This window comes from Cellulomonas sp. Marseille-Q8402 (assembly GCF_965119525.1).
In genome coordinates, this window is sequence record NZ_CBCPLX010000002.1 from 1,453,926 (window position 1) to 1,469,853 (window position 15,928).

The 15,928-nt window shown below is 76.1% G+C and carries 12 protein-coding genes; 6 read left to right on the forward strand and 6 right to left on the reverse strand.

Going from position 1 to position 15,928, the window contains the following annotated elements; genetic code table 11:
- Positions 1 to 152: 152 nt before the first annotated feature.
- From ACWPWW_RS17655 to ACWPWW_RS17665, 3 genes are read left to right on the forward strand one after another with little or no spacing between them, the layout of a single operon-like run.
- On the forward strand, positions 153 to 3,092 hold the full coding sequence (locus tag ACWPWW_RS17655) for an MMPL family transporter (RefSeq protein WP_454051626.1): 2,940 nt from the start codon (positions 153 to 155) through the stop codon (positions 3,090 to 3,092).
- The gene (locus ACWPWW_RS17660; RefSeq protein ID WP_454051627.1) at positions 3,089 to 5,131 is read left to right on the forward strand and encodes a YhgE/Pip family protein; all 2,043 of its coding nucleotides are present in this window, start codon (positions 3,089 to 3,091) and stop codon (positions 5,129 to 5,131) included. The genes ACWPWW_RS17655 and ACWPWW_RS17660 overlap by 4 nt, the downstream gene beginning before the upstream one ends.
- A gap of 48 nt (positions 5,132 to 5,179) precedes the next feature.
- On the forward strand, positions 5,180 to 5,632 hold the full coding sequence (locus tag ACWPWW_RS17665) for a ribose-5-phosphate isomerase (protein ID WP_454051628.1): 453 nt from the start codon (positions 5,180 to 5,182) through the stop codon (positions 5,630 to 5,632).
- A 72-nt stretch (positions 5,633 to 5,704) separates the two neighbouring features.
- On the opposite strand, the gene ACWPWW_RS17670 is transcribed toward ACWPWW_RS17665, so the two are convergent.
- Positions 5,705 to 6,979, reverse strand: coding sequence for a GNAT family N-acetyltransferase (locus tag ACWPWW_RS17670; RefSeq protein ID WP_454051629.1), 1,275 nt, complete (start codon positions 6,977 to 6,979; stop codon positions 5,705 to 5,707).
- 107 nt (positions 6,980 to 7,086) lie between these two features.
- Between ACWPWW_RS17670 and ACWPWW_RS17675 the strand changes: the two genes are divergently transcribed.
- Positions 7,087 to 8,214: a PP2C family protein-serine/threonine phosphatase gene (locus tag ACWPWW_RS17675; RefSeq protein ID WP_454051630.1), complete on the forward strand. Its 1,128-nt coding sequence runs from the start codon at positions 7,087 to 7,089 to the stop codon at positions 8,212 to 8,214.
- Between the two features lie 4 nt (positions 8,215 to 8,218).
- Positions 8,219 to 8,548: an MGMT family protein gene (locus ACWPWW_RS17680; RefSeq protein ID WP_454051631.1), complete on the forward strand. Its 330-nt coding sequence runs from the start codon at positions 8,219 to 8,221 to the stop codon at positions 8,546 to 8,548.
- A 36-nt stretch (positions 8,549 to 8,584) separates the two neighbouring features.
- On the opposite strand, the gene ACWPWW_RS17685 is transcribed toward ACWPWW_RS17680, so the two are convergent.
- Entirely contained in the window at positions 8,585 to 10,078 is a 1,494-nt protein-coding gene (locus tag ACWPWW_RS17685; RefSeq protein ID WP_454051632.1) for an MFS transporter, read from the reverse strand.
- A gap of 144 nt (positions 10,079 to 10,222) precedes the next feature.
- Here ACWPWW_RS17685 and ACWPWW_RS17690 point away from each other — a divergent pair, with 144 nt between their 5' ends.
- Positions 10,223 to 10,885 carry a TetR/AcrR family transcriptional regulator gene (locus ACWPWW_RS17690; protein WP_454051633.1) on the forward strand — a complete coding sequence of 221 codons (663 nt, stop codon included), beginning with the start codon at positions 10,223 to 10,225 and terminating at the stop codon, positions 10,883 to 10,885.
- Between the two features lie 153 nt (positions 10,886 to 11,038).
- On the opposite strand, the gene ACWPWW_RS17695 is transcribed toward ACWPWW_RS17690, so the two are convergent.
- The 4 genes from ACWPWW_RS17695 to ACWPWW_RS17710 are packed head-to-tail and all read right to left on the reverse strand — an operon-like array spanning position 11,039 to position 15,922.
- A complete protein-coding gene (locus ACWPWW_RS17695; RefSeq protein WP_454051634.1) occupies positions 11,039 to 11,536 on the reverse strand; it encodes a CoA-binding protein in 498 nt (165 codons plus the stop codon).
- Entirely contained in the window at positions 11,533 to 12,975 is a 1,443-nt protein-coding gene (locus tag ACWPWW_RS17700) for an O-acetylhomoserine aminocarboxypropyltransferase/cysteine synthase family protein (RefSeq protein ID WP_454051635.1), read from the reverse strand. Before ACWPWW_RS17700 ends, ACWPWW_RS17695 begins: the two co-directional genes overlap by 4 nt.
- Positions 12,972 to 15,041, reverse strand: a complete 2,070-nt coding sequence (gene acs, locus ACWPWW_RS17705) for an acetate--CoA ligase (RefSeq protein ID WP_454051636.1) — start codon at positions 15,039 to 15,041, stop codon at positions 12,972 to 12,974. Before acs ends, ACWPWW_RS17700 begins: the two co-directional genes overlap by 4 nt.
- A complete protein-coding gene (locus ACWPWW_RS17710) occupies positions 15,038 to 15,922 on the reverse strand; it encodes an ABC transporter permease (protein WP_454051637.1) in 885 nt (294 codons plus the stop codon). Before ACWPWW_RS17710 ends, acs begins: the two co-directional genes overlap by 4 nt.
- Between the last annotated feature and the right edge of the window lie 6 nt (positions 15,923 to 15,928).

Here is a 15,928-nt window from a genome sequence, read left to right on the forward strand (position 1 = left end):
CGGGCACGCGCCGGGGCCAGCCTAGGTCGCGGAGGCGGCCGCGCGGCAGCGGGGCGCACCGTTGCCGCCCGCGAGGCCCGGCTGGTATCCCTGGGGGACCGACGCCCGGTCGCCGGCACGCTGCACCTCCCTCGTGAGGCAGGAGCAAGCCCATGTCCTCGTGGCTGTACCGGCTCGGGAGACTCGCCTACCGGCGCCGCGCCACGACCCTCGTCGGCTGGCTGCTGCTCGTGGTCCTGGTCGGCGGGGTCGCGGCGGTGGCGGGCGGCACGCTGGAGAACTCGTTCGTCATCCCCGGCACCGAGTCCCAGCAGGGGCTGGACGTGCTCGACCAGCGGTTCCCCCAGGCCGCGGGTGCGACCGCGCAGGTGGTGTACGTCGCCGACGACGGTGCCCGGGTCACCGACGCCGAGGCCGCGGCCGTGGTCGAGCAGGTGGTGGCCGCCGTCGGCCAGGTCGAGGACGTCGTGCAGGTGACCGACCCGCTCGCCGACGACGCGCCCGCCGGGGCGGTCTCCGACGACCAGCGGTACGCCCAGTCCCAGGTGCAGCTGGACGCCGAGCTCGCCGCGCTCCCCGAGGACCTGCCGTCCCGGCTGGAGGCCGCGGCGGCCGTCGCCGCCGACGCCCCGGTGACCGTGCACCTCGGCGGGCAGGTCTACACCGAGACGGGCGTCGAGATCGGCGTGACCGAGCTGCTGGGTGTCGGGGTGGCGGTCCTGGTGCTGGTGGTGACCTTCGGGTCGCTGCTGGCCGCCGGGATGCCGCTGCTCACCGCGCTGCTCGGCGTCGCCACCGCCATGGCCGGCATCCTCGCCGCGGCGTCGGTGACGACGATCAGCAGCACCACGCCGACCCTGGCGCTGATGATCGGCCTGGCGGTCGGCATCGACTACGCGCTGTTCATCCTGTCGCGGCACCGGCACCAGCTGGCGCAGGGGATGGCGGTCGAGGAGTCGGCCGCGCGGGCCGTGGCGACCGCCGGGACCGCCGTGGTGTTCGCGGGGACGACGGTGATCATCGCGCTCTGCGGGCTCTCGGTGGTCGGCATCCCGTTCCTGTCCGTGATGGGGGTCGCCGCGGCGGGCGCGGTCGCGGTCGCGGTCCTCGTCGCGCTGACCGCCCTGCCCGCGCTGATGGGCCTCGCGGGGGAGCGGCTGCGGCCGCGGCCCGGGTCGCGGGCGGTCCGGCGGGAGCTGGTCGACCCGGCCACCGGCGGCACGCTCGGGTCGCGGTGGGTCCGGGTGGCGACGCGCGTGCCGCTGCTGACGGTCGCGGTGGTCGTCGTCGGCGTCGGGGTGCTGGCGATCCCGGCCAAGGACCTGCGCCTGACGCTGCCCGACAACGGCGCCGCCCCCGTCGGGTCGCCCGAGCGCACGACGTACGACCTGGTCGCCGAGGGGTTCGGGCCCGGCTACAACGCGCCGCTGCTCGTGACCGCGGACATCATCGCCAGCACCGACCCGCAGGGCGCGGTCGCCGGGATCGCCACGGCGCTGGCCGCGCTCGACGGCGTGGTGGCGGTCCCCGTCGCGACGCCGAACCAGTCGGCCGACACCGCGCTGTTCCAGGTGATCCCCGAGGGCGGCCAGGCCGCGCAGAGCACGCAGGACCTGGTCACCGAGATCCGCGCCGCCGCCGACGACCTCGTCGCGCCCTACCCGGGGGTCCGCGACCTGCTGGTCACCGGGCAGACCGCGGTCAGCGTCGACGTGTCGGAGCAGCTCGGCGCCGCGCTGCTGCCGTTCGGCGTCGTCGTGGTCGGGCTGTCGCTGGTGCTGCTGACGATCGTCTTCCGGTCGGTGGCGGTGCCCGTCAAGGCGACCCTCGGCTACCTGCTGTCGGTCGCGGCGTCGTTCGGGGTGACCGCCGCGGTGTTCGAGTGGGGCTGGGGCGCGGACCTGCTGAACGTCGCCCTGGTGGGGCCGGTGATCAGCTTCATGCCGATCATCGTCATGGGCGTGCTGTTCGGGCTGGCGATGGACTACGAGGTGTTCCTGGTGTCCCGGATGCACGAGGAGTACGCGCACCACCACGACCCGGACCGGGCCGTGAGCGTCGGCTTCACCGCGTCCGCGCGGGTGGTCACCGCCGCCGCGACGATCATGATCGGGGTGTTCGCCGCGTTCGTGCCGAGCGGCAGCGACATCGTCAAGCCCATCGCGCTCGGGCTGGCCGTGGGCGTCGCGGTCGACGCGTTCGCGGTGCGGATGACGCTGGTGCCCGCCGTGCTGGTGCTGCTGGGCCACCGTGCGTGGACCATGCCGCACGCGCTCGAGCGGCGGCTGCCGTCGCTCGACGTGGAGGGCGCGGCACTCGCGGAGCAGCTGGCGCACGAGATCTGGGTGGTGGAGCACGGGCCCGCCGTGGTGCGCGCCCGCGGGATGGTGCTGGCGACCGCAGAGGCCCCCGAGCGGGCGGCGTGCCGGCCGGCCGACGTCGTGCTGCGGCCGGGCGGGCTGCTCGGCGTCACGGCGGACGACCCACGGCTGGTCGACGCGTTCCTGCTCGCGGTCGCGGGGCGGGGCGGGCCGCTCGCGGGCGAGCTGGTGGTGCTGGACCGGCCGCTGCCGGCGCAGGCCGGGGCGGTCGCGTCGCAGGTCGCGCTGGTCGTGCCGGCCGGCCCGACGGCCGGACCCGGGACCGTCGGGTCGTCGGTCGCGGAGGCCCTCGCGGCGCGGACGACGGGGCGGCGCGGGCCGCTGCTGCGCCGGACCCTGCGGGTGGCCGACTGGCTGCTCGCGGGCGACGCCACGGCGACGGTGGGCCAGGCGCCGCCGTGGTTCCGGGCCGCGACGCCGCTCGCCGCGCTCGGCGACGACGAGCGCGCGGTGCTGGACCTGGCCCTCGCGGCCGGGACGCGGCCCCCGCTGCTCGTGCTCGCGCCACGCGGGCGTCCCGGGGACCGGCTCGTCGGCGCGCTGCGGCTGCTCGCCGGCCGCGGCGCGACGGTGGTCGTCGGCGCTGCCGTGGTCGGGGCGGCGCGGCTGGCGCTGGCCCCGCCCGGGGTGCCGGTGCTGACCGGTGGCGCGCACGTGGCCGCGCCGGCGGTCGCGCCCCTCGTCGTGCCGCTGCAGGAAGGGACGCCATGACCACGACCACCCGCCGCGTGCTGACCGCCGCCGTGGTGCTGCTGCTGCCGCTGGCGGTCGGGTTGGCGCTGCTCGGCTCCCTGCAGGGACGCCTCGACCGCCTCGGGGCCGTGCCCGCGGCCGTCGTGAACACGGACCAGGTCGTCACGTCGGGCCAGGGCTCGGACACGCAGACGATCGCGGCGGGCCGCCTGCTGGCCGCCAACCTCACCAACCCGCCGGACGGCACCGACGTCGGGTTCGGCTGGACCCTGACCGACGCCGACGACGCCGCGGCCGGCCTGGCCGACGGCAGCTACGCGGCCGTGATCACGATCCCCGAGGACTTCTCGGCCGCGGTCGGCTCGTCCGGCGGCGACGACCCGGTGCAGGCCACCGTGCGGGTCGAGGGCGACGACGCGCGCTCGGCCGTGTCCGCGGTCCTGGCGGACCAGGTCGCGCAGGTGGCGAGCACGACGATGGGGCAGCAGATCACCGGCACCTACCTGGACAACGTGTACCTGGGCTTCAACCAGATCGCCGACCAGATGGGCCAGGCCGCGGACGGCGCCCAGCAGGCTGCGGCCGGGGCGACGTCGCTGGCCGACGGCACGGCCCAGGTCGCGGCCGGCGCGGACCAGCTGGCGGCGGCGACGGGCGAGCTCGCGTCCGGGGCGGCCGGGCTGGCGTCCGGTGCGGGCGCCCTGGCTCCCGGCGCGGAGGAGGTCGCGTCCGGGGCGGCCGGCCTGGCATCCGGGACGCAGGCGCTCGCGGGCGGCGCGGCGGCGGTGAGCACCGGGGCGGGATCCCTGGCCGCCGGGATCGCGGCGGTCGACGCCCGCGTGCACGACCTGCCGGCGCCCGCCGAGGCGGTCGAGCAGGACGCCGCGGCGCTCGCGGCGCTGGCGGATCGCGTGTCGGCGCTCGCGGCGCGGTGCGCGGGCGGCGACCTCGCGCAGTGCGCCGAGCTGCGGGCGGCGGTCGACGGTGCGGGGTCCCTGCGCGGGCTCGCGGACCGGGTGCGGACCGGCGCCGCAGGGCTGTCGGGGGCCGCGTCGGGGCTGGTCGCCGGGCTGGACGAGCTCACGGCCGCGTCGGCCGGGGTCGCCGCCGGCAGCGCGGAGGTCGCGACCAGCGCGGGGCAGGTCGCCGTGGGCGCCGGGACGCTCGCGACCGGCGCCTCGGGGGTCGCGTCCGGGGCGGAGGAGGTGGACGCGGGTGCGACGGGGCTGGCCGCGGGCGCCGGGCAGGCGGCGACGGGGGCCGCCGGGCTCGCGTCCGGGGCCCGCAGCGCGGCCGACGGCGCCACGTCGCTCGCCGGCGGCGTGGGCTCGCTGGCCGACGGCCTCAGCACCGGCGCGCAGCAGGTGCCGACCTACGACGACGACCAGCGGTCCACGCTCGCCACGGTGGTCGCCGCGCCCGTCGTCACCGACGACACCACCGCGCCGCTGACCGCGCAGGACCCCGTGGTCGCGCCCGTGGTGGTGCCGGTCGCGGTCTGGCTCGGCGCCCTGGTGGTGCTCCTCGTGCTGCCCGCGGTGCCGCGTCGTGCGGCGTACGAGGCGGCCGGGGCCGGGCGGCTGGTCCTGCGCGGCTGGCTGCCGGTGGCCGCGGTCGCAGGGGGGCAGGCGCTGCTGCTCGCGGTCGCGCTCCCGCTGCTCGACCTGCGGGCCGCGAACCCGGTCGGCGCGGTCCTGGTGACCGTGCTGGGGGCGGCGTCGTTCGCCGCGGTGAACCTGGCGCTGGCCGCGCTGTGGGGCCGCGCGGGGCTGGTCGTCTCGCTCGCGTTCCTCGCCCTGCAGGCCGCGGCCGTCGGGGCGCTGGTGCCGATCGCGACCGCGCCCCCGTTCTTCCAGGCGGTCAGCGGTGCGCTGCCGGTGCCGCAGCTCGCGGACGCGCTCGGGGTGCTGCTGCTCGGCGCGGACGGGTCCTGGATCCGGCCCGTGACCGGGCTGCTGCTGTGGGGCGTCGCGGGGCTGGGGCTCACGGTGCTGGCCGTGCGGCGCTCGCGGGTCCGGGTGCCGGCGCGCGACCTCGCGGCCGCGCGCCCGGCCTGATCGTGGACGCGCCGTCGACCCCTGTCCGGTCTGAGGCAAGATGGGCGCATGCGTATCCATGTCGCCGCCGACCACGCCGGGTTCGAGCTGAAGGTCGCCCTGGTCGAGCACCTGCGCGCCGCGGGGCACGACGTCGTCGACCACGGGGCCCCCGAGTACGACCCCCAGGACGACTACCCGGCCGTGTGCTTCGCCGCGGGCGAGGCCGTGGTCGCCGACCCGGGGAGCCTGGGCGTCGTGATCGGCGGCTCGGGCAACGGCGAGCAGATCGCCGCGAACAAGGTCACGGGCGTGCGCGCCGCGCTGGCGTGGAACACCGACACCGCCCGGCTCGGTCGCCAGCACAACGACGCGAACGTCGTGGCGATCGGCGCCCGCCAGCACTCGGTGGACGACGCGCTGGAGCTGGTCGACGTGTTCGTGAACGAGCCGTTCAGCCAGGACCCGCGCCACCAGCGCCGGATCGACCAGCTCGCCGCGTACGAGGCCGCGCGCGCCTGACCGCCCGACGCCGAGGTGGCACGTCTCGCCTCGGGACGCGCGCGTCACCGGGCGAGACGTGCCACCTCGCGGTCAGAACACCCAGGGGCAGACCGGCGCGACCGGCCAGCCGAACGCCGTCGAGGCCCGGTGCAGCACGTCGGGGCGCGCGGCGGTCACCAGGCCGGCGCCGGTCAGCGCGGTGAGGCTCCGCCCGCCGAGGTAGGCCGCACCCAGCTCGCGCACGTCCAGCTCGACGTCGGGTGCACCGTCGGCGCGCTCGACCCGGGCCGGGTACGTCCCGTCGGCGCCGACCTCGCCGGTGACGAGCCGCCAGGACCCGGCGTTCGCGGGCAGCAGGTCGTCCCGCACCCCGAGGACGACGTCCACGGGCGCGGCGTACCGGCGCCCGGCCAGCGCGGCCGGCACGTCCAGCAGGCGCACCCACAGGTTGTCGCTGACCTTCGGGACGGCCCGCCGGGCGTCGGCCAGCAGCGCGAGCAGCGGGTCGTCGACGGCGAGCATGCCGGTCGTCACGGTGGTGGTGAGGTCGAGGTCCAGCAGGAACGACCACAGCCGGTGCGCCGCGGCGGCGTCGACGGCCGCGGCGACGCGCAGCCGGACGGGGTACTCGGCGCCCCCGTCGCCCCAGGTGTCCTTGCGCCGCAGGATCGCGTAGCCGCGCGGCTCGCCGGCGGCGTCGTGCACCGTGACCAGGCGCGCCGGCTCGGCCCCGCCGCGCCAGGCGGGCGGGTCGGCCACGGCGACCTGCCGGAGGGCGTCCGACCCCCGCGCGATCCAGCCCGGGCGTCCCGCGCCGGCAGCGCGGTGCACCCGGTCGACCAGGTCCGCGTGCTGCGCGGCGTCCAGGGTGCGGAACCGCACCGACAGGTCGGCCGATCCCGGCACGTCGCGCAGGACGGCGCCGCGCGGGACGGTCAGGGTGGCCGCGTCGGAGGCGGAGCCGTAGCCGAACCTGCCGTAGATGCCGGGCTCGGCGGCGAACAGCGCGGACACCGGCTCGCCCCGCCCCAGCGAGCGGTCGAGGTGCGCGCGGATCATCGTCGACAGCAGGCGCCGCCGCCGGTGGTCGGGCCGCACGCCCACCCAGGTCAGCCCGGCGCAGGGCAGCTCGCCGCCGGGGGTGGGCAGCGTGAACGCGTACGACCCGTGCACGGCCACCAGCTCCCCGGCGTCCGTCTCCACGCCCACCGCGCGGTCCAGCGGGATGGCGAACGGCACCGCGGCGTCGGTGGCCGCATCCGCCTCCGTGGACGCGAACGCCATGCCGTCGACCCGGCGGAACTCCTCGACGCGGTCGGCGGTGATCTCGGTCAGCCGGTAGCCGGCGGGCGCAGCGGTGCTCATGGCTGCCATCCTGGCGGGCCGGTCTGTCCGGGTCACGCCGTTTTTCCCCGGTGAGACGCGTGCCCCCGCACCTGTCCGGACCTGAGCGTGCTGGGTACTCTCGCGTCGTGACGCCTCCCGGACCGCGCCGGCCGCCGGCAGCGACGCCCGCGCGGCGTCGCCGGGCCACGAGCCTGCTCGAGCGGGTGCGGGGACGCCTGCGCCGGTCCGGCCTCGGCTCGCAGCAGGCGCTGACCGCGGCGCTCGTCGGCCTGACGCTGCTCGCCTCGGCCGGCATCGTCTTCGCCCGGCCGTGGGTGCCGCCGTCGACGTTCATCCTCATCGAGCTGCTCGGGGCGTTCCTGCTGCGGATCCGCGGGATGCTCGTGCTGTGCGCCGCGATCGTGGCGCAGGTGCTGGCCATCGCGCTGGGCGGGCTCGGGGAGTTCACCCCCGGCACGTACGTGCTGCAGGGGATCGCCGTCGCGGCGCTGCTCGCGTTCGCCACGCACCGCGAGCGGCTCGGGCTGCAGGGCGCACCGGGCGACCTGATGATCGTGGACCTGCGGGACCGGCTGGCCGCCCACGCGGTCGTGCCGCCGCTGCCCGCGGGCTGGCGGGTGCAGAGCGCGCTCCGCTCCGCGCACCGGGAGGCGTTCTCGGGCGACTTCGTGGTGACGGCGGTGCGGTCGCGCGGGAACGTGCTGGAGATCGCGCTGGTCGACGTGTCCGGCAAGGGGCAGGACGCCGGGGTCCGCTCCCTGCAGCTGTCCGGTGCGCTGGCCGGGCTGCTGGGGCAGGTGCCGGGACCGGACTTCCTGCCCGCCGCCAACGCCTACCTGCTGGGCCAGGACTGGGACGAGGGCTTCGCGACCGCCGTGCACCTGGTGCTCGACCTGGTCACGGGGGAGTACACCGTCACGTCCGCGGGGCACCTGCCCCCGGTGCACCTGCACGCGGGATCGGGCGCCCTCGCGCTGGTCCGGGCGGCGTGCGGCGGTCCGGTGCTCGGGGTCGTCGAGGGCGCGGCGTTCCCGGCCGTGCGGGGGCGGATGGACCGGGGCGACGCGCTGCTGCTCTACACCGACGGCCTGGTCGAGACCCCCGGCGGGGACCTGGACCTCGGGATCGACCGGCTGCGCGGGGTCGCGGAGCAGGTGCTGTCCACCCGGCGCGGCGACGCGGACGACGTGATCGCCCGGGTCGGTGCCGGCGAGGGCGACGACCGCGCGCTGGTGCTGGTCAGGTGGGACTGAGCCCGTGGACGACACGTACCTGGAGGCCGTGCTCGACGTGGTCGGCGCCATCCCCCCGGGCCGCGCGATGACCTACGTCCTGATCGCCGAGGTGGTGGCGGACCGGCTGGTGGCCGAGGGGCTGCCCGCCCGCGGCGGTCCGCGGCAGGTCGGTCAGGTGCTCGCCCGTGGGGGGTCGGGGGTCCCGTGGTGGCGGGTCGTCAACGCCGCCGGGTCGCCGCCCGCGCACCACGCCGGTGCCGCGCTGGCGAACCTGCGCGCCGAGGGCACCCCGCTGTCCGCGGACGGCACCCGCGTCGCCCTGCGCCGGGCGGTCTGGTTCCCGGAGGACTGAGACCGCTGCCGGCGCGGGGCGGCGCGGGGCGCGCCGTCAGTGCGCGACGACCGGCTCCTGGGCGGGCGTCGGGACCGGTGCCGCGGCGGCCCGCTCCGCACGGTCGCCGCGGGTGCGGAACAGCACCGCCGCGACCACCGCGCCGCCGGCGAAGATGGCCGCCGACCACGCGTAGGCGGTGTCGAAGCTGTGCAGCGCCGCCTCGGCCATCACCTGCGGCGTCGCGGGGGCGTGCGCCACCACGTAGGCGGTGGCGGCCGTGGTCGCCAGCGTGTTGAGCAGCGCGGTGCCGATCGCGCCGCCGACCTGCTGGCTGGTCGACACCAGGGCCGAGGCCGCGCCGGCCAGCCGCTGGTCGACCCCGAGCGTCGCGAGCTGGAACGACGCGGGCATGATCGACGCCATCCCGACGCCCATCAGGACCAGCCCGGGCAGGACGTGCACGTAGGAGCTGTCGAGCTCGAGCCGGGTGAACGTCAGCAGGCCGGTGCCGGCGACGAGCATGCCGATGGGGACCAGCAGCTTGGGACCGAACCGCGGGATGAGCAGGTTCGACTGGATCTGCGCGGTGACGATGATCGACAGGACCATCGGCAGGAACGCGACACCGGTGCGCATCGGGGTGTAGCCGAGCGTCGACTGCAGGTAGTACGTGAGGAACAGGAAGACGCCGAACATCCCGGACCCGGCGACCAGGATCGACAGGAACGACGCGCCGCGGTCGCGGTCGAGGACGACGTCGAGGGGCAGCACGGCGTTGGCCGCGGTCCGCTGGCGCAGCACGAACCCGACCAGGAGCACGACGCTGGCGGCGAGCGGGCCCCACGTGAGCGGCGAGTCCCAGCCCTGCGGCTCGGCCTGGGAGAAGCCGAACACCAGCGCGAACAGGCCCGCGGACCCCAGCAGCACGCCGGGCACGTCGAGCCGGTGCCCGGCGGCGCCGCCCGTGCGGGGCAGCAGCACGGTGCCGGCGACGAACGCGACCACCGCGATCACGACGTTCACGTAGAGGTTCCACCGCCAGTCGAAGTTCTCGGTGAGGTAGCCGCCGAGCAGCAGGCCGATGGCCCCGCCCATGCCGGCGATGGCGCCGAAGACGCCGAACGCGCGGGCGCGCTCCTGGGGGATCGTGAAGGTGGTGGTCAGCACGGAGAGGGCCGCCGGGGCCAGCACGGCGCCGAACGCGCCCTGCAGCGCGCGGGCCGCGACCAGCAGCTCGAACGAGCCGGCGGCGCCGCCGAGGGCGGAGGCCACGGCGAAGCCGACCAGGCCGATGAGGAACATCCGGCGCCGCCCGAACATGTCGGACAGCCGCCCGCCGAGCAGCAGCAGGCTGCCGAACGCGAGGGCGTAGGCGGTGACGATCCACTGGCGGTCGTTGTCGCTGAAGCCGAGCTCGGCCTGGGCCGAGGGCATCGCGATGTTCACGATGGTGGCGTCGAGCACGACCATCAGCTGGGCGAGGGCCACGGTGGCCAGCACCAGCCAGCGGCGGCGGTCGGCCGTGCCGGGGACTGCGGGTGAGGACATGGGGGTGCTCCGGTGAGGACGACGGTGTGGGATGCGACGACCGTAAACCAAGACCGGTGAGTTCCGGAACCCCTCGGTCTCGATTTGTTTCCGGCTGACGCGGCAGGCATGATGGCGGGATCGTCAGTCGCGAGAGGAGCCGGCATGCCCGCGCACGAGGACGGCACCGTCCCGACGGTCGTGCCCGAGCCTGCTCGACGACCGGGCCGGCGCCGTGACGAGTCCAAGGACGAGGTCATCCTGGAGGCCGCCCGCGCGCTGCTCATCGAGCGCGGCTACGACGGCATGACGATGGACGCCGTCGCGGAGCGTGCCGGCGCCGGCAAGGCGACCGTCTACCGCCGCTGGTCCTCCAAGGCGCAGCTCACCGTCGACAGCCTGCTGTGCAGCAAGCAGCTCACCATCGACGAGGTGCCGGAGACGGGCTCGCTGCGCGAGGACCTGCTGCGGATCTTCACGATGGCCAGCCGGATGAAGAACGACGACCTCATGACGGGCCTGCTGACGGCGATCCGCGAGGAGCCGGAGGTCCGGGAGGTGTTCCACGAGCAGTTCGTCGCCGGCCGCGTCCGCCTGGCCCGCGCGGTGCTGGAGCGGGCGCGCCTGCGCGGCGAGACCGCCCCGGGCGTGGACCTCGACATGGTCGCCGCGGTCGCGCCGGCGATGGTGCACTACCGCAAGGTCGTGGCGCACCGGCCGATGGACGCGGAGTTCGCGGAGCGCCTGATCGACACGATCATCCTGCCGCTGGCGACGGGCCGCGCGGCCGTGGCGCCGGACCCGGTCCTGGCCGCCGGGCGCGGCTGAGCGGGGCCGGGCGCCGGAGGCAGGTCCCGTCCCGCACCGGGTGCACCGGGTGCACCGGGTGCACGGCGTACCCGGTGGGCACGTCTTCTCGGGGCCTCACCGCGCGGTCGCGGGACACCGTGGACCACGTGCCCACCGGGAACCCCGGCGCGGTCAGCCCAGGGCCCGCTTGGAGCTGATGACCCCCGTGTCGAAGCCGGCCAGGTGCAGGCCGCCGTGGAACCGGGCGTGCTCGATCTTCACGCAGCGGTCCATCACCACGGTCAGCCCGGCGTCCTCGCCCCGGCGCGCGACGTCCTCGTGCCAGGACCCGAGCTGCAGCCACAGCGCCTTCGCGCCGACGGCCAGCGTCTCGTCCAGCACCGTGGGCAGGTCGTCGTGCCGGCGGAACACGTCCACCAGGTCCGGCACGACCGGCAGGGCGTCGAGCGACGGGTAGACCGGCTGCCCGAGGATCTCCGACTCGCGCGGGTTCACCAGGTACACGTCGTAGGGCGTGCTGGACAGCAGGTACGTCGTGACGAAGTACGACGCCCGCGCCGGGTTGTTCGACGCGCCGACGATCGCGATCGACCGGGTGCGGCGCAGCAGGGACAGCCGGTCCGGGGCGGACGGGCCCTGCCAGGTGCGGGCGGGAGCGGCGGTGCTCATCGGGTGGCCTCCGGGAGGGTGCAGGCGTCGGCGCCGATGCCGGTGACGGCGGCCCCGACGGCGGGTGCCGCGGGGACGCTCGGCCGGGCGGCGGCGGCCCGGGCCCCGTCCGCGGCCGGGTCGGCGGCCGTGGCGGGCGCGGTGGCGGCGGTCAGCGCCTGGTCGAGGTCCCAGAGGATGTCCTCCGGGTCCTCGAGGCCGACGCTGATCCGGACCAGGTCCTCCGGCACGCCGGCGACCGCCAGCTGCTCGGCGGACAGCTGCTGGTGGGTCGTCGAGGCCGGGTGGATCACGAGGGTGCGGGCGTCGCCGACGTTCGCGAGGTGGCTGGCGAGCTGCAGCTCCTCGATGAACCGGCGACCGACCTCGCGGCCGTCGCGGTCCGGCGTCGCGGCGAGCCGGAACGCGAACACCGAGCCGGGCCCGAGCGGCAGGTAGCGCTGCGCCCGCTCGTGGTGCGGGTGCGAGGGCAGCCCGGCCCACTGCACGGCGGTGACCCGCGGGTCGGCGTCCAGCCACTCGGCGACGGCGCGGGCGTTCGCCAGGTGCGCGTCGAGCCGCTGGGGGAGCGTCTCGACTCCCTGCAGCAGCTGGAACGCGGACTGCGCGGACAGCGAGGGGCCGATGTCGCGCAGCTGCTCGGACCGCAGCTTGGTGAGGAACCCGTACTCGCCGAAGTTCTCCCACCACTTGACGTCGTTGTACGACGGCACGGGCTCGGTCATCTGCGGGAACTTGCCGTTGCCCCAGTCGAACCGCCCGGACTCGACGACGACGCCGCCGAGCGTGGTGCCGTGCCCGCCGAGGAACTTGGTCGCGGAGTGGATCACGATGTCCGCGCCGTGCTCGATCGGCCGCACCAGGTACGGCGTCGACAGCGTGGCGTCGACGACCAGCGGCACGCCAGCGGCGTGCGCGACCTCGGCCAGGCCGGCCAGGTCGGCGACCTCGCCGGACGGGTTCGCGACGACCTCGGTGTAGACGGCCTTCGTCTCCGGGCGGATGGCCGCGGCGTAGTCCGCCGGGTCGGTGCCGGCCACGAACGTGGTCTCGACGCCGAACCGCCGCAGGGTCACGTCGAGCTGCGTCACGGTCCCGCCGTACAGCTGCGCGGAGGCGACGATGTGGTCGCCGGCGCCGACCAGCGCGGCGAACGTGATGAACTCCGCGGCCATGCCGGACGCGGTGGCGACGGCGCCGATCCCGCCCTCGAGGGACGCGATCCGCTCCTCGAACGCGGCCACCGTCGGGTTGCCCAGCCGGGAGTAGATGTTCCCGTACTTCTGCAGCGCGAACAGGTTCGCGGCGTCGGTGGTGTCGGTGAAGACGAACGACGTGGTCTGGTAGATCGGCACGGCCCGCGCGCCGGTCGCGGCGTCGGGGATGGCCCCGGCGTGCAGGGCGCGGGTGCGGAAGCCGAAGCGGTGCTCGGTGCTCATGCGCGGGTGGCCTCCTGGGCCGTGGGAGTGTGCGGGGTCACGGTAACGCCGCCGGGCAGCAGGGCGGCGACCTGGTCCACCGCCCACGGGTTCTGCAGGGAGGTGACGTCGCCCAGCGGGCGGCCGTCGTGCAGGTCGGCCAGCAGGCGGCGCAGGATCTTGCCGGACCGGGTCTTGGGGACCTCCGGCACCACGACGACGTGCTTCGGCTTGGCGACCGGGCCGATCTCCCGGGCCACCTGGTCGCGCAGGGTCTCGCGCAGCTCGACGGCCGCGGCACGCCAGGCGGCGACGTCCTCGACCGGTCCGGGCGGCACCGCCGGCACGACGAACGCCGCGACGGCCTGGCCGCCGACCGCGTCCGCGACACCGGCCACGCCCGCCTCGCCGACGGCGGGGTGCGCGACGAGCGCCGACTCGACCTCGATCGTGGACAGCCGGTGCCCGGCGACGTTCACCACGTCGTCGACCCGGCCCAGCAGCCAGATGTCGCCGTCGGTGTCCCACGAGGCGCCGTCGCCGGCCAGGAAGTAGCCCTGCGCGGCGAACCGGCGCCAGTAGGAGTCGAGGTAGCGCTGCGGGTCGCCCCACACGGTGCGGGCCATCCCGGGCCACGGGCGGTCGATCACCAGGTAGCCGCCGGAGCCCTTCGGCACCTCGGCGCCGGCGTCGTCCACCACCCGCGCGCTGAACCCGGGCAGCGGCCGCGTGGCCGAGCCGGGCTTGAGGGTGGTGACCCCCGGCAGCGGGGCGATCACGGCCGCGCCGGTCTCGGACTGCCACCAGGTGTCGACGACCGGGGCGGTGCCCGCGCCGAGCTGGTCGCGGAACCACACCCACGCCTCGGGGTTGATGGCCTCGCCGACCGTCCCGAGCAGGCGGATGCTCGACAGGTCGTGGCCCGCCGGCAGGCCGTCGGGGAACCAGGTCATGAAGGTCCGGATCAGCGTCGGCGCCGTGTAGTAGACGGTGACGCCGTACCGCTCGATGACCTCGAGGTGCCGCTCCCGGTGCGGGGTGTCGGGCGTGCCCTCGTAGATCACCTGCGTCAGCCCGTTGCTCAGCGGCCCGTAGATCTCGTAGGTGTGCGCGGTGACCCACGCGAGGTCGGCGGTGCACCAGTGCACGTCGTCGGGCTTCGCGTCGAACATCGCCCAGTGCGTCCAGGACGCCTGCGTGAGGTAGCCGCCGGTGGTGTGCACCAGGCCCTTCGGCTTCCCGGTGGTGCCGGACGTGTAGATGATGAACAGCGGGTGCTCGGCGTCGAAGGCCCGGGCCTCGTGCTGGTCCGGCGCCGTGTCCACGACGTCGTGCCACCAGACGTCGCGGCCCTCGGTCCACGCCACGTCCTGCCCGGTGCGGCGGACGACGAGGACGTGCTCGACGTGGTCCAGCCCGGCGACGGCCTCGTCCGCGGCGGACTTCACCTCGACCGCCCGGCCGCGGCGGAACTGGCCGTCGGAGGTGACGAGCAGCTTGGCGCCGGTGTCCTGCACCCGGAACCGCACGGCCTCGGCCGAGAACCCGCCGAAGACCAGCGAGTGCACCGCGCCGATCCGGGCGATCGCCAGCGTGACGACGACCGTCTCCGCGATCACCGGCAGGTAGACCACGACCCGGTCGCCCGGGCCGATGCCGAGGTCGGTGAGCGCGTTGGCGGCGCGGGACACCTCGCGCTGCAGGTCGGCGTACGTGTACGACCGGCGGTCGCCGCGCTCGCCCTCGGCGTGGATCGCGACCTTGTCACCGCGACCGGCGGCCACGTGCCGGTCGACGCAGTTCACCGCGGCGTTCAGCTTCCCGCCGACGAACCACTGCGCCGCGGGCACGCGCCGCTGCTCCGGGTCGTCCGTCGCCGCGGGGGTCCAGGTGTGCGCGGTGTGCCACGGCTCGGCCCACTCCAGGCGGCGGGCCGCGTCCTCCCAGAACCCGACGGGGTCCGCGGCCGCGCGCGCCAGCAGGCGCGCGTGCTCCTCGGGCCCGACGTTCCAGTCGCCGGCGGGCGCCGGGTACGTCCGGGTCTCGGTCTGCAGCGCGTCGATGGTCGCGCTCGTCGTGCTCGTCATGCCCACCTTCTCAGGAGCGACTTCTCGGCCAGGCCGATCAGCGCGTCGGTCGTCTTGCCCAGCAGCGCCAGCAGGACGATCGCGAGGATCATCCGGTCGACGCGGCCGTTGTTGCCGGAGTCCATCAGCAGGAAGCCCAGGCCCATCGACGACGCGATGAGCTCCGCGGCCACCAGGAACAGCCACGACTGCGCGAGCGCCAGCCGCAGGCCCGCCACCACCGACGGCACCGCCGCCGGCAGCTGCACGGCCGCCAGCAGCCGCGGCCCGCGGAGGCCGTACGCCCGCCCGGCCTCGACCAGGTGCGCGTCGACGTGCCGCAGCGCGGCGACGACGGTGGTGTAGACGGGGAAGAACGCGCCGATCGCGATCAGCGTCAGCTTGGACTCCTCGCCGATCTTCATCCAGAGGATCAGCAGCGGCACCCACGCCAGCGACGGCACGGCCCGCACCGCGCCGAGCGTCGGCTCCAGCAGCGCCCCCGCCAGCCGGGACAGCCCGACCACCGACCCGACCGCCAGGCCGAGCGCGGCACCGATGAGGAAGCCGAGCACCACCCGCTGGGTCGAGATCGCCACGTACTGGCCGAGCAGCCCGCGCTCGGCGAGGTCGACGGCGGCCGTCCACACCGACGCCGGGCTCGGCAGCTGGTACGGCGCGACCAGGCCCGACGTCGTCACCCCCTGCCACGCGACGAGCAGGATCACCGGCAGCACGAGCCCCAGCGCGAGCCGCACCGGGCGCCGCGCGAGCGGACCCGACCCCCGCCGGGGGAGCGCCGAGGCGCTGAACGGGTTGAGCCCGGGCAGCGCGCGGCCGCGCGCGTCGGTCACGGGGGCGCTGGTGCCGGTCACGGTCACCGCGCCGCTGAGCTGGGACATGGTGGT

Coding starts and splice junctions, on each gene's coding strand:
- ACWPWW_RS17660 (WP_454051627.1), top strand. CDS start 3,089: ATGACCACGACCACCCGCCGCGTGCTGACCGCCGCCGTGGTGCTGCTG.
- ACWPWW_RS17665 (WP_454051628.1), top strand. CDS start 5,180: ATGCGTATCCATGTCGCCGCCGACCACGCCGGGTTCGAGCTGAAGGTC.
- ACWPWW_RS17700 (WP_454051635.1), bottom strand. CDS start 12,975: ATGAGCACCGAGCACCGCTTCGGCTTCCGCACCCGCGCCCTGCACGCC.
- acs (WP_454051636.1), bottom strand. CDS start 15,041: ATGACGAGCACGACGAGCGCGACCATCGACGCGCTGCAGACCGAGACC.
- ACWPWW_RS17685 (WP_454051632.1), bottom strand. CDS start 10,078: ATGTCCTCACCCGCAGTCCCCGGCACGGCCGACCGCCGCCGCTGGCTG.
- ACWPWW_RS17670 (WP_454051629.1), bottom strand. CDS start 6,979: ATGAGCACCGCTGCGCCCGCCGGCTACCGGCTGACCGAGATCACCGCC.
- ACWPWW_RS17710 (WP_454051637.1), bottom strand. CDS start 15,922: ATGTCCCAGCTCAGCGGCGCGGTGACCGTGACCGGCACCAGCGCCCCC.
- ACWPWW_RS17690 (WP_454051633.1), top strand. CDS start 10,223: ATGCCCGCGCACGAGGACGGCACCGTCCCGACGGTCGTGCCCGAGCCT.
- ACWPWW_RS17695 (WP_454051634.1), bottom strand. CDS start 11,536: ATGAGCACCGCCGCTCCCGCCCGCACCTGGCAGGGCCCGTCCGCCCCG.
- ACWPWW_RS17655 (WP_454051626.1), top strand. CDS start 153: ATGTCCTCGTGGCTGTACCGGCTCGGGAGACTCGCCTACCGGCGCCGC.